The organism is Xanthobacter sp. BG11Y11_SDJG (assembly GCF_057364445.1).
This window is the reverse complement of sequence record NZ_JBNFNU010000107.1, coordinates 1-11937: the sequence shown is the minus strand read 5'-3', so window position 1 is coordinate 11937 and position 11937 is coordinate 1. Positions and strand designations below refer to the sequence as shown.

Below are 11937 nucleotides of genomic sequence, written 5' to 3'. Positions count from 1 at the left end.
CGAACTCCGGCAGGCTGGAGCGCGGCGGCGGCGCGTCATGGCCGGCGTCGTCGTCGGCATCGTCCAGCGGCGGCGGCGCAGGGCGGCGGCCCAACAGGCTTGGCTCCATCCGGCTGCGCGTGTCCGCGGCCGGACGCTCGGAGGCGAACATCTCCTTGGCGAAGGCGCCCACGCCGCCCATGCCGCCCATGGCGATGCGCGGCAGGCGGCGGCCGGGGAACAGGCGCGCCTTCAGCGACAGGAAGGTATGGGTGATGGCGCCGAGGGAGATGGAGGTGCCGTCGTCCGCATCCTCGTCGTCCTCGTGCGCGCCATTGGCGCTGAGCGGCGTGCGCCGGCCGCCGCTGAGGGCGAAGAACAGGCCGGCGAGCGCCAGAGCCAGGCCGGCGGCGGCGATGAGAATGCCGTCCATGGGCTCGCCCCAGCCGCCCCGCAGCACGGCGGCGGCGCGCGGGAACAGATCGCCAATCACCCCGCCGAGGCGGCGGGGGTCGGCCAGGCGCCGAGGCGCGGCATGGCGGAGAGGAAGGCGCAGACGCCGATCACGCCCACGGTCCAGGCGGCGAGCCTCAGCCGCGCCCGGCTGAACGGGCGGTGGGTCAGCATGCGCCAGCCCCACACCAGCAGCGGCGCGACGATGGCGAGGCAGGCGAGGCCGAACAACTGCATCAGCAGGTCGGCCACCACCGCGCCGGGCCGGCCCAGCAGGTTCTTCACCGTGCCGCCGGTGGCGTTGGACAGGCTCGGGTCGCTCGCCGACCAGGTGACGAGGGCCACCAGGGCCAGCGTCCCGGCCGCAAGCAGCCCGGCGCCGATGATCTCCCGGCTGCGGCGGCGCACCGCCTGCTTCAGCCCGTCCGGGATGAAACCGAGGTGCGGCACGTGGAGCGGGTCGGAGCGACCCTCCAGGCGCGAATGCATCACGGCGTCGGCGGCGGGGCGGCGGGCCATGGGGCTCCCTCTTCCTTCAGGCGAGGCTCTTGAGGAGGCGGGCGAGCACCTCCTCGCAGGCGGCGAGATCTTGCACGAGCGCGACGCGGATATAGGCGTCGCAGGGGTTGTTTCCGGCGAGGTCGCGCCGGGCGAGATAGCCGCCGGGCACCACGCGCAGGCCCTCCTCGCGCCAGAGCCTGAGGGCCGCCGCCTCGCCGCCGCCGGCGTCGGTGACGTCGAGCCACAGGAAGAAGCCGCCGCCCGGCCGCTCATAGCCGAAGCGGCCCGCCAGCAGGCGGTCGGCGAGGTCGAACTTGGCCTTGTAGAGATCGCGCGAGGCGTCCACGTGCGCCTCGTCGCCGAGCGCGGCGACGCCCACCGCCTGGAGCGGCTCGGGCACCTGCGGCGCGGCCACCCAGCGGAAGGCGAGGAAAGCCTTCAGGAACTCCGCGTCGCCGGCGATGAAGCCGCAGCGCAGGCCCGGCAGCGAGGAGCGCTTGGAGAGCGAGTTGAAGGCGAGCGCGTTGGAAAAGCTCGCCGCCCGCCACCTCCAGGATCCGGCCGCGTCTCGGCGCCGAGATAGATCTCCGAATAGCATTCGTCGGCGAACAGATAGGCGCCATGGTCCCGGCACAGGCGCAGCAGTTCGGCGAGGTAAGCGGGCGAGGCCAGCGCGCCCTGGGGATTGGCGGGCGAGGCCAGGAACACGGCGATGGTGCGCGCCATCAGCTCCGGCGTCAGCGCCGCGAGGTCGGGCAGCCAGCCGCTGTCCTTGGTGGTGGGCAGGATCACCGCCTCGCAGCCGGCCGCCTCGGCGCCCGCCGCATAGGCGGCATAGAAGGGATTGGGCAGCAGCATCGCCGGACGCCGGCCGCCGAAGTCGCGACGCGCGTCGCAAAGGCGGCGGGCGACGATAGCGGCGGAGAACAGGCCCTCCCGCGAGCCGTTCAGCACCAGCACCTCGCGCTCGGCGTCCACCGGCCGGGGCCAGCGCGTAGCGGCGGCCGAGCCAGCCGGCGGCGGCCTCGCGGAACGCCTTGGTGCCCTCCGCGCGTGGATAGCGGCCGAAGCCGTCGAGGGAATTCGCCAGGACATCGCCCACGAACGACGGCATGGCGTGCTGCGGCTCGCCCACCGCCGCGCTCAGGGGCGGCGCGTCCGGGCGCCACCGGCGCCAGCAGATCGGCGAGGCGGATGAACGGGGAGCGGCGATCCTCGGCGGGCGGCGCCGACGGCGTGGAATCGGACAAGGTCTTCGGCCTCGCTCGTGCCGCTCCCGGTGGCGGATGCGGCACTTTCTGGAGGCTGCATGATGGCGCCGGACGGTTAAGGCGCGGCTAACCGGCCGGCGATCCGCGATGGAGTCCGCGATCGGTCCGCGTCGGCCTCGACAGCCTGCGTGAGGTACGGCATTCTTCCGACGCTAGGGAAACCTCCAGCCGAATCCGGTGCGAAGGCGCGTCGTCGGCCACCTCCGCGCGGGTCGTTTGAAACGATTAAAAGAGCGCTGTCCGCGCCGCTCCGGCGGTGCGGGAACGGGCGTCGGAAGACAATCCGTCCATACCAACATCTCCCGGGAGGAGACATGCATCGGTCCCTGCTTCTGCCGGCGGCGCTGGCGCTCAGCCTCGTGTCCGCCGTCCCCGCTTTTGCCCGCAGCCCGGCGGAGGAGCTCGGCTTCTCCACCCAGGCGCTGGAGCGCATCAAGGCCGCCATGGCGCGCGAGATCGACAAGGGCACGATGCCCGGCGCCGTGACGCTGATCGCCCGCGACGGCGAGATCGTGCACTTCGAGGCGCACGGCTTCCTCGATGCGGCCAAGACCAAGCCCATGCCCAAGGACGCGGTGTTCCGCGCCTTCTCCATGACCAAGCCGTTCGTCGCGGTGGCGGCGATGATGCTGGTGGAGCGCGGCCAGCTCTCCTTGCGCGATCCGGTGGCGACCTACATCCCCGAGATGAAGGCCATGACCGTGCTCGCGGAGAAGACCGACGCTGCCGGCAAGAGCGTGCGCGAGGCGGTGCCGGCGACGCGCACCATGACGGTGCACGATCTGCTGCGGCACACGTCCGGCCTCACCTATTGGGTGAGCGCGCCGTTCCCCGAGTTGAAGGACGCCTATCAGAAGGCGGACCTCGAGAGCCGCGAGGGCGACCTCTCGCCCGAGGAGTTCGTGAAGCGCCTCGCCGCGACGCCGCTCGCCTACGAGCCGGGCACGCGCTTCGAGTACGGGCTGTCCGTGGACGTGCTCGGCGTCGTCGTCGAGCGCATCAGCGGCAAGCGGCTCGACGTGTTCCTGGAGGACGAGCTGTTCAAGCCGCTCGGCATGAAGGACACGCATTTCCAGCTGACCCCGGACCAGACCGCCCGCCTTGCCGACGCGCTCGACAAGGACCCGCAGAAGGTCGACGCCTGGAAGTGGGTGCGCGTCGACCAGGACCCCGGCAAACGCTACCGCCTCGGCGGCGCCGGCACGGTGACCACGGCGCAGGACTATTTCCGCTTCGCGCAGATGATGCTGAACGGCGGCGAATGGGACGGCGTGCGCATCCTCTCCCCGCGCACGGTGGACTTCATGCTGTCCGACCACACGCTCGGGCTCGGCGGCTCCACCGCCGGCACCACCGGGCCGGGCTACGGCTTCGGGCTCGGCTTCGGCATCCGCCGGCAGGAGGGCATGGCGGTGGTGCCCGGCTCGCCGGGCGACGCCATGTGGGCGGGCGCCGGCGGCACCAGCTTCACCATCGATCCGAAGGAGGAGCTGGTGGGCGTGTTCATGGCCGCGGCGCCGACGCCGCGGGTCCACACCCGCATGCTGTTCAAGAACCTGATGTACGGCGCGATGACCGAGTGAGCGGCGCGGCCCCTCCGGCGCTTCGGCTGGCGGAGGGGGCGGGGCCGGGTTTCCAGCCCCGCATGGGGCGGGCGGGGCGTCAGCCCCGACCCGCTTCAGTCCGCCGTGCCGGACAGCACCGCGCGCGCCTGGGCGGCGTCCACATGCATCTGGGCGATGAGCGGCGCGATGCCGTCGAACTTCAGCTCCGGGCGCAGGTAGGCGGCGAGCTCCACCTCCAGCTCGGCGCCGTAGAGATCGCCGGAGAAGTCGAACAGATAGACCTCGAACAGCGGCCGGCCATTGTCGAAGGTGGGCCGGCGGCCGTAGCTCGCCACCCCGTCGAGCCGGCGTGCGCCGTGCCAGGCGCGCACCGCATAGACGCCGAAGGCGAGTTCGGCGCCCTCGGGTAGCTCCAGGTTGGCGGTGGGAAAGCCCAGCTCGCGCCCGCGCTTGTCGCCGTGGATCACCCGTGCGGTGAAGGCGAAGGGCCGCCCCAGCATGTGCGCCGCGTGCCCCACCTGGCCCGCCGCCAGCGCGTTGCGGATGCCGGTGGAGGAGATGGCGTCGCCCTCGTCGCGCATGGGCTCCACCACCGCCACCTTGAAGCCGTGGCGCGCGCCGGCCTCCTTGAGGAAGGCGGGCGAGCCGGCGCGGGCGCGGCCGAAATGGAAGTCGAAGCCCACCGCCACCCCGCTCACGCCGTAGCGGCCGATCAGGATGTCCGTCACGAAGGCCTCCGCCTCCACCGCCGCCAGCCTCGCGTCGAAATCCAGAACCACCGCCCCGTCGAGGCCGGCCTCGGCCAGGCACGCGAGCTTCGCCGGCTCCGGCGTGAGGCGGAAGGGGGCGGTCTTGGGCGAGAAGAAGGCCCGCGGATGCGGCTCGAAGGTCAGCGCCAGCGCCGCCACGCCCTCGTCCCGCGCCATGGCGCGCGCCGCGTCGATGACCGCCCGGTGGCCGCGATGGACGCCGTCGAAATTGCCGATGGCGAGCACCGGGCGGGCGAGGCGCGCCGGCACGGCGTCGGCGTTGCGCAGCACGGTGAACACGTCGGGTGAGGAATTTTGCATGAGCGGCGGGTGCCTCGCATCCTTCGGGACGGGCGGCCGGCCGGCGCCCGGGGAGCGCGTCCTCCGGTCGCCCGATCGGCCCGCCTCACGCGCCCATCGGCGCGTCCTCTAGGCGCAGGCAACGCGGCCCGTCAAGCGCGCCGCTCGGGATGGCGCCCTACCAGGCGAGCCGCGGCATCACGCCGCGCGGGTGCGCATGACCGTCGAACAAGGCGGAGAGCGAGGCTTCGTCGGGCACCGCCCCGTCCACCGCGTTCAGCTCGCCGGCATGGATGCCGCTGGCGATGAACAGGCTGTCGAAGCCGGCATCATTGGCTCCGGCGATGTCGGTGCGCAGCGCATCGCCGATGCCGAGCACCCGCTCCTTCGCCACCGCCGCGCCGCGCAGTTCCGCCGCGCGGGCAAGCGCCGCCTCGTAGATGGGGCGATAGGGCTTGCCGCAATAGACCGCTTCGCCGCCGATCTCCTCATAGGCCTGGGCGATGGCGCCGGCGCAGTAGACCAGCTTGTCGCCGCGTTCCACCACCAGGTCCGGATTGGCGCAGATGAAGGGCAGAGCGCGCGCCTTCATGCGGCCGAGCAGGTCCTTGTAGTCGTCCGGCGTCTCCACCTCGTCGTCCAGCAGGCCGGTGCAGACCGTGATGTCGGCCTCTTCCATGGGCACCTTCACCATGTCGAGCCCGTCGAAGGTGCCGATGTCGCGCTCCGGGCCGAGATGGAACACCTTCACCCCCGGCCGCGCGGCGATCAGCGCCCGCGTCACGTCGCCGGAGGTGACCACGCCGTCATAGGCCGAGCGCGGCACGCCGAGGCGGTCGAGCATCTTCACGATGAAGGGATTGGGCCGCGGCGCGTTGGAGACGAGGAGCACCGTGCGCCCGCCTTCGCGCGCCCGGGTGAGCGCCTCGCCGGCCGCCGCGAAGGCGGTCACGCCGTTGTGCATCACGCCCCAGACATCGCAGAGGATCAGGTCGTAATCGTCCGCGAACACCGACAATCCGGGCACGAGGGGCGGGAACAGGGCGCTCACGGGTTCGGCCATCAGGGTCTCCGTCTGTTGCGGCGCACAGGTAGAACGGGCGCTGCCGATCCACAAGGCCGGGAGCAACAGGAACGCCCCGCGCGCGGCGCAGTTCTATAGGGATTGCATCCGGCGCCGGAGGTCGGCGGCCGGGCAGATCCCAGGGAGCAGCCGATGCCGTTCGAGACCCTCTTCACCGCCACCGCGACCGCCAAGGGCGGGCGGCATGGGCATTCGCAGACTTCGGACGGCTCCGTTTCCGTCGACCTCGGCATGCCGAAGAATGGCGTGCTGGAGCAAGGCAAGACCACGCCGGAACATCTGTTCGCCGCGGGCTATGCGGCCTGCTTCGGCAGCGCCTTGGAGGCGGTGGCGAAGCGCAAGGGCGTGGATACCTCGCAGGGCGAGGTGACGGTCGCGGCGAGCCTCGGCAAGGTGGAGGACGGATTCGCGCTGGCGGTGAAGATCACCGGCAAGATTCCGGGCCAGGACCAGGCGGCGATGCAGGCGCTGCTGGAAGAGGCGCACCAGATGTGCCCCTATTCCAAGGCGACCCGCGGCAATATCGAGGCAACCGTCACGGCGGCCTGAGGCGGCGGGATTTGCGTCAATGGTCCTGCAGACTCCCGCGGAAATCCCCTCTCTTTAAATTCCGCTCACCGGCCGGGCGGCTTGCCGCCCGGATGACCCCCGGGATGTCCTCCCGGATGTCCGCTTACACCGGGCGGCATGCCGTGGGGCGGGCCGCCGCGCGGTGGAGCCGACTGGGCCACGGGCGCGGTCGACTTCGGGTTCGCCACCACGCCCGGCAGACCGGTGACGAGGTCGCGGAAGGCGTCGCCCCGCACCTCGAAATTGGGATACTGGTCGAAGCTGGCGCAGGCGGGCGAGAGCAGCACCACCGGATGCGGCAGGCCTGAGGCCTCCGCGTCCCGTGCCGCCGCCGCCACCGCCTTGTCGAGCGTGCCGACGATCTCGTGCGCCACCGCCCCGCCGAGGGTGCGGGCGAAGTCCTGCGCCGCCTCGCCGATCAGATAGGCCTTGCGCACCCGCCCGAAATGAGGGGCGAGCGGATCGATGCCGCCGGCCTTGGGCTTGCCGCCGGCGATCCAGAAGATGTTCTCGAACGAGAGCAGCGCCCGCTCGGCGGCGTCCGCATTGGTGGCCTTGCTGTCGTTGACGAACAGCACGTCGCCCTTGCGGCCGGCCTCCTCCATGCGGTGGGCAAGGCCGGGGAAGCGCTTCATGGCGACCGCGATCACCTCGGGCGCGAGGCCGAGCGCGCGCACGGCGGCGAACGCCGCCGCGGCATTCTGGGCATTGTGGGCGCCGCGCAGGGAGCCGATGCCGCCCAAGGGCAGGCGGAAGCGCTCGGCGCCGCCTTCCGACACCACCAGGCTCTCGCCGTCGCGCCAGATGCCGTCCGCCAGCGGGCGACGCACCGAGACGCGCACCACGTGCTTGCCGGCACGCTCGGCCCGGTCGGCCATGGCGGCGGAGAAATCGTCGTCCACCCCGACCACGGCGGTGCCGCCGCCCTCGACGCCGGTGATGAGGCGCTCCTTCACCGCGGCGTAGTGCTCCAGCGTGCCGTGGCGGTCGAGATGGTCGGGGGTGATGTTGAGCTGGACGCCCACGGAGGGATCGAGGCTGGGGGAAAGGTCGATCTGGTAGGAGGAGCATTCCACCACATGGACCGCGGGCTTGGGCGGAGCCAGCGAGAGGATGGCGGTGCCGATATTGCCGCCCATCTGCACGTCGCGCCCGGCGGTGCGCAGCAAGTGGGCGATCAGCGCCGTGGTGGTGGACTTGCCGTTGGTGCCGGTGATGGCGATGAAGGGCGAGCGGCGCGCGCTCACCTGCCGCTCGCGGCAGAACAGTTCGATGTCGCCGATCACCTCGACGCCGGCATTGCGCGCGAGCGCCACCGGCCAGTGCGGCGCGGGATGGGTGAGCGGCACGCCGGGCGCCAGAACCAGCGCGGCGACGCCGTTCCAGTCGACGGACCTCAGGTCCTGGACCTCGATGCCCTCCGCCTGCGCCTTGACGCGCGAGCGCTCGGCGTCGTCATAGGCGACGACGCGGGCGCCGCCGGCGATGAGGGCCAAGGCGGTGGGGATGCCGGACCCGCCCAGCCCGAAAAGGGCGACGGTGCGGTCCTTGAACACGGTGACGGGGATCATCGGGCAATCTTCTCTTCGGCAAAGGGACGCGCGGCGCAAAGGCCGCAATTGTCGTCTAGTTCGCCTCAGCGCCGGAGGAAAGCGGCTTCGCGCGTGGCGGGCCTGGGGGGACGGGCGGGTCCGGGGTTCGGCGCGCCGCGACACAGTGCCCTTGGGGGAAATCCCGGCGTTGACTTCCCGTCACATTAAAAACATTGAATGTGGTATCGTTCGCGCGGTGCCGACAGCGCCGTGCAGTCCCGTCGTCACACGTTCTCGTCGTCACACGTTCTCGTTGTCATTCAAGGGAGATCGGCCATGGCCAATGTGGGCGGCATCGACCGCATCCTGCGCTTCATCGTCGGCATCGTGCTGGTGCTGGTGCCCTTCGTCGCCCCGACCGTTCCGGCGCTCGCCGGGCTCGGCAACTGGGCCTGGCTGATCGGCGCCATGGGCCTCGCCATGGTGCTCACCGCCGCCTTCCGCTTCTGCCCGGCCTATCCGCTGCTCGGCATCAACACCTGCGGGAAGTAGCGCGCGGCCTGGCGGGGCGGCCGGCGGCGCCAGTTTGAGTTCCGACGCCGAGCTTGGCGGCAGAACCCTCTCCCGCTTGCGGGGGAGGGAGTGCGGACCGCCCCGCCCGCCCCCTCACCTCAGCTTCAGCGTCGCCAGCCCCGCCAGGGCCAGCACCACGGCGACGATCCAGAAGCGGATCACCACCTGCGGCTCGGTCCAGCCCAGCTGCTCGAAATGGTGGTGGATGGGCGCCATCTTGAACACGCGCTTGCCGGTGAGCTTGAACGAGACCACCTGGACGATCACCGAGACCGCCTCCAGCACGAACAGGCCGCCAATCACCGCCAGGACGATCTCGTGCTTGGTGGCGACGGCGATGGTGCCGAGCAGGCCGCCCAGCGCCAGCGAGCCGGTGTCGCCCATGAAGATCTGCGCCGGCGGCGCGTTGAACCACAGGAAGCCGAGGCCGGCGCCCATCAGCGCGCCGCAGATCACCGCCAGCTCGCCGACGCCGGCCACGTAGTGGATCTGCAGATAGTCCGCGAACACCACGTTGCCCGAGAGATAGGCGATGAAGCCGAACGAGCCGGCGGCGATCATCACCGGCACGATGGCGAGGCCGTCGAGGCCGTCGGTCAGGTTCACCGCATTGCCGGCGGCGACGATCACGAAGGCGCCGAAGATCGCGAAGAACACGCCGAGGTCGAGCAGCAGGTCCTTGAAGAAGGGGAACGCCACCGAGGTGGAGAGCCCGCTCTTGCCGGCATTCATCATCACCACCACCGCGACACCGGCGATCACCGCCTCGATGGCGAGGCGCGTCTTGCCGGACAGGCCGTTGTGGGTCTGCTTCGTGACCTTGAGATAGTCGTCGTAGAAGCCGATGAGCCCGAAGCCGAGCGTCACCATCAGCACCATCCACACATAGGGGTTGGAGAGGTTCGCCCACAAAAGCGTCGCCACCAGCAGCCCGGAGAGGATCATCAGCCCGCCCATGGTGGGCGTGCCCTTCTTGGTGATGAGGTGCGACTGCGGCCCGTCGGTGCGGATCGGCTGGCCCTTGCCCTGCTTCAGGCGCAGGGTCGAGATGATGCCCGGGCCGAACAGGAACACGAACAGCAGCGCCGTGACCACCGCCCCGCCGGTGCGGAAGGTGATGTAGCGGAACACGTTGAAGGCGGTGAATTCCTGGTGCAGCAGGGCCAGCCACTGGAGCATGAAAGGGTCATCCTTCGAGCAAGGCGTCCTCGCCGGAGCGGAAGCGTTCGGTCAGGCTCTTCACCAGCGGGCCCATGCGGCTGCCGTTGGAGCCCTTCACCATCAGCGTGTCGCCGGCGCGGATCGCCGCTGCCACCATGGGTTCGAGATGCGTCGCGTGCACCGCATAGCCGCCCCGCCGCCCGGAGGGAAGCGCCTGCCACAGCGCGTGCATGTGTGGCCCGCAGCAGAACACCTGGTCGATGCGGTCGGCGACGATGGCCTCGGCGAGGCCCGCATGGAGCGCGTCCGCATTGGCGCCGAGCTCCAGCATGTCGCCCAGAACGGCGATGCGGCGGCCGCGCGGCCCTACCGGGGTGCGGCCGAGCACGTCGATGGCGGCGCGCATGGAGGCCGGGTTGGCGTTGTAGCTCTCGTCGATCAGCGTCGCCTCGCCGCCTTTGACCGCCAGCAGGATCGGCACGCCGCGCCCCGGCGGCGGCTTGAGGCGGGCGAGCGCCAGCGCGGCGAGCGCGAGGTCGCGCCGAGCAGCTTCGCGGCGGCGAGCACCGCCAGCATGTTCTGCACGATGTGGCGGCCCGGCATGCCCACCTTGAGGGTGATCGGCGTGCCCATCACGTCCACTACCGCCACCGAGCAGTGGGGCTTGAGCGCCACGTCGGTCAGGCGCACGTCGCGCCGTCCGCGGCGCCGAAGGTGAGGATGCGGCCGACGCCCTTGGCCTTCGCGGATGCCTTGAGGCGCGCGACGTGGGGGTTGTCGAGGTTCAGCACCGCGGTGCCGCCCGGCTCCAGCCCGTCGAAGATCTCCGCCTTGGCGTCGGCGATCTCCTCGACGGAGTTGAACTGGGCGATGTGCACCGGCTCCACGGTGGTGATGATCACCACCTGCGGGCGCACCATGCGCACCAGCGGCGTGATCTCGCCGGGATGGTTCATGCCGATCTCGAACACGCCGTAGCGCGCCTCCGGCGGCAGGCGGGCGAGGGAGAGCGGCACGCCCCAATGGTTGTTGTAGGAGGCAGCGGAGGCGTGGGTCTCCCCGTCCGCCGAAAGCGCGAGGCGCAGCGCCTCTTTGGTGGTGGTCTTGCCCACCGATCCCGTCACCGCGACGATGCCGGCTCGGGAGCGGGCGCGGGCGGCGCGGCCGGTGTCCTCCAGCGCCCGCAGCACGTCCTCGACCACCAGGAGCCGGGCATCGGCGGCGAAGGCGGCGGCCTTCTCTCGGGCCACGACGCAGAGCGCCGCCCCGGCCGCGCGCGCGCCTCCACGTAAGCGTGGCCGTCCGCGTTCTCGCCGGCAATGGCGAAGAAGGCGTCGCCCGGCCTCAGCGAGCGGGTGTCGATGGAGATGCCGGAGACCGGCTGCGCGGCGCCCGCAAGGTGCCCGCCGGTGGCCGCCGCCAGATCCTCGGGCGTGAACAGCAGGCGCGCCGGCGCCTCTTCGTGCGCGATCATGGCCGCGCCACCAGCGGAATTCATGCGCCTGTCTCCTCCAGGGCGGCGCGCACCGCCGCTGCGTCCGAGAACGGATAGGTTCGCTCGCCGATGATTTGGCCGGTTTCGTGGCCCTTGCCCGCCACCACGAGGGCATCCCCACGTTCCAGCATCGCGACGGCGGTGCGGATCGCCGCGCCGCGGTCGCCGATCTCCCGGGCGCCGGGGGCGGCGGCGAGGATTTCGGCCCGGATCGCGGCCGGGGCCTCGGAGCGCGGATTGTCGTCGGTGACGATCACCACGTCCGCCCGCTCGGCGGCGATGGCGCCCATGAGCGGGCGCTTGCCGGCGTCGCGGTCGCCGCCGCAGCCGAACACGCACATAAGCCGGCCTGGGATCGCGGCGCGCAGGTGTCGAGCACGGCGGCGAGCGCCTCCGGCTTGTGGGCATAGTCCACGAAGACGAGGCGCGCCGGATCGTCGCCGATCCGCTCCAGCCGTCCGGGCACGCCGGACAAATGGGCCATGGCGGCGAGGGCGTCGGCGCGCGGCGCGCCGCAGGCGATGGCGAGGCCGGCGGCGAGCAGCGCATTGTCGGCCTGGAAGCGGCCGACCAGGGGCACGCGCACCGTCGGTCCGTCGGCGAAGCGCAGCACCTGGCCGTCGCCGTCGGTCTCGATCGCCGCGACGGCGATCTGCGCCCCCGCCGCCGGATCGCCGATGCCGAGGGTCGCCAGGCCGCGCGTG

The 11937-nt window shown here is 71.6% G+C and carries 10 protein-coding genes and 3 pseudogenes; 3 read left to right on the top strand and 10 right to left on the bottom strand.

What is annotated here, in order from left to right:
• From AC2W7M_RS11155 to AC2W7M_RS11140, 4 genes and pseudogenes are all read right to left on the bottom strand, one after another.
• Positions 1 to 472 (bottom strand): annotated as a pseudogene (locus AC2W7M_RS11155) (cell division protein FtsK); the annotation flags it as partial.
• Complete coding sequence (locus tag AC2W7M_RS11150) at positions 469 to 951, bottom strand: DNA translocase FtsK 4TM domain-containing protein (protein WP_486132429.1); 483 nt, start codon at positions 949 to 951, stop codon at positions 469 to 471. The gene AC2W7M_RS11150 and the pseudogene AC2W7M_RS11155, both read right to left, overlap by 4 nt.
• 16 nt (positions 952 to 967) lie before the next feature.
• Positions 968 to 1411: an aminotransferase class I/II-fold pyridoxal phosphate-dependent enzyme gene (locus AC2W7M_RS11145; protein ID WP_486132430.1), complete on the bottom strand. Its 444-nt coding sequence runs from the start codon at positions 1409 to 1411 to the stop codon at positions 968 to 970.
• Positions 1372 to 1911, bottom strand: a complete 540-nt coding sequence (locus AC2W7M_RS11140; RefSeq protein WP_486132428.1) for an aminotransferase class I/II-fold pyridoxal phosphate-dependent enzyme — start codon at positions 1909 to 1911, stop codon at positions 1372 to 1374. Before AC2W7M_RS11140 ends, AC2W7M_RS11145 begins: the two co-directional genes overlap by 40 nt.
• 607 nt (positions 1912 to 2518) lie before the next feature.
• Between AC2W7M_RS11140 and AC2W7M_RS11135 the strand changes: the two genes are divergently transcribed.
• Positions 2519 to 3787, top strand: a complete 1269-nt coding sequence (locus AC2W7M_RS11135) for a serine hydrolase domain-containing protein (protein ID WP_486132427.1) — start codon at positions 2519 to 2521, stop codon at positions 3785 to 3787.
• A 95-nt stretch (positions 3788 to 3882) separates the two neighbouring features.
• On the opposite strand, the gene AC2W7M_RS11130 is transcribed toward AC2W7M_RS11135, so the two are convergent.
• Both AC2W7M_RS11130 and AC2W7M_RS11125 read right to left on the bottom strand, forming a co-directional pair.
• A complete protein-coding gene (locus AC2W7M_RS11130; protein ID WP_486132426.1) occupies positions 3883 to 4839 on the bottom strand; it encodes a bifunctional riboflavin kinase/FAD synthetase in 957 nt (318 codons plus the stop codon).
• Positions 4840 to 4996: 157 nt separating this feature from the next.
• Complete coding sequence (locus AC2W7M_RS11125) at positions 4997 to 5881, bottom strand: TIGR01459 family HAD-type hydrolase (RefSeq protein WP_486132425.1); 885 nt, start codon at positions 5879 to 5881, stop codon at positions 4997 to 4999.
• A 153-nt stretch (positions 5882 to 6034) separates the two neighbouring features.
• Here AC2W7M_RS11125 and AC2W7M_RS11120 point away from each other — a divergent pair, with 153 nt between their 5' ends.
• Positions 6035 to 6451 carry an Ohr family peroxiredoxin gene (locus AC2W7M_RS11120; protein WP_486132424.1) on the top strand — a complete coding sequence of 139 codons (417 nt, stop codon included), beginning with the start codon at positions 6035 to 6037 and terminating at the stop codon, positions 6449 to 6451.
• Positions 6452 to 6516: 65 nt separating this feature from the next.
• On the opposite strand, the gene murD is transcribed toward AC2W7M_RS11120, so the two are convergent.
• Positions 6517 to 8043: a UDP-N-acetylmuramoyl-L-alanine--D-glutamate ligase gene (gene murD, locus AC2W7M_RS11115; protein ID WP_486132423.1), complete on the bottom strand. Its 1527-nt coding sequence runs from the start codon at positions 8041 to 8043 to the stop codon at positions 6517 to 6519.
• Between the two features lie 297 nt (positions 8044 to 8340).
• Here murD and AC2W7M_RS11110 point away from each other — a divergent pair, with 297 nt between their 5' ends.
• Positions 8341 to 8556: a YgaP family membrane protein gene (locus AC2W7M_RS11110; RefSeq protein WP_486132422.1), complete on the top strand. Its 216-nt coding sequence runs from the start codon at positions 8341 to 8343 to the stop codon at positions 8554 to 8556.
• A 114-nt stretch (positions 8557 to 8670) separates the two neighbouring features.
• Here AC2W7M_RS11110 and mraY read toward each other — a convergent pair whose 3' ends face one another.
• The 3 genes and pseudogenes from mraY to AC2W7M_RS11095 all read right to left on the bottom strand — a co-directional run.
• Positions 8671 to 9756, bottom strand: a complete 1086-nt coding sequence (mraY, locus tag AC2W7M_RS11105) for a phospho-N-acetylmuramoyl-pentapeptide-transferase (RefSeq protein ID WP_486132421.1) — start codon at positions 9754 to 9756, stop codon at positions 8671 to 8673.
• A 7-nt stretch (positions 9757 to 9763) separates the two neighbouring features.
• Positions 9764 to 11212 (bottom strand): annotated as a pseudogene (locus AC2W7M_RS11100) (UDP-N-acetylmuramoylalanyl-D-glutamyl-2,6-diaminopimelate--D-alanyl-D-alanine ligase).
• A 20-nt stretch (positions 11213 to 11232) separates the two neighbouring features.
• Positions 11233 to 11937: pseudogene (locus AC2W7M_RS11095) on the bottom strand (glutamate ligase domain-containing protein); the annotation flags it as partial.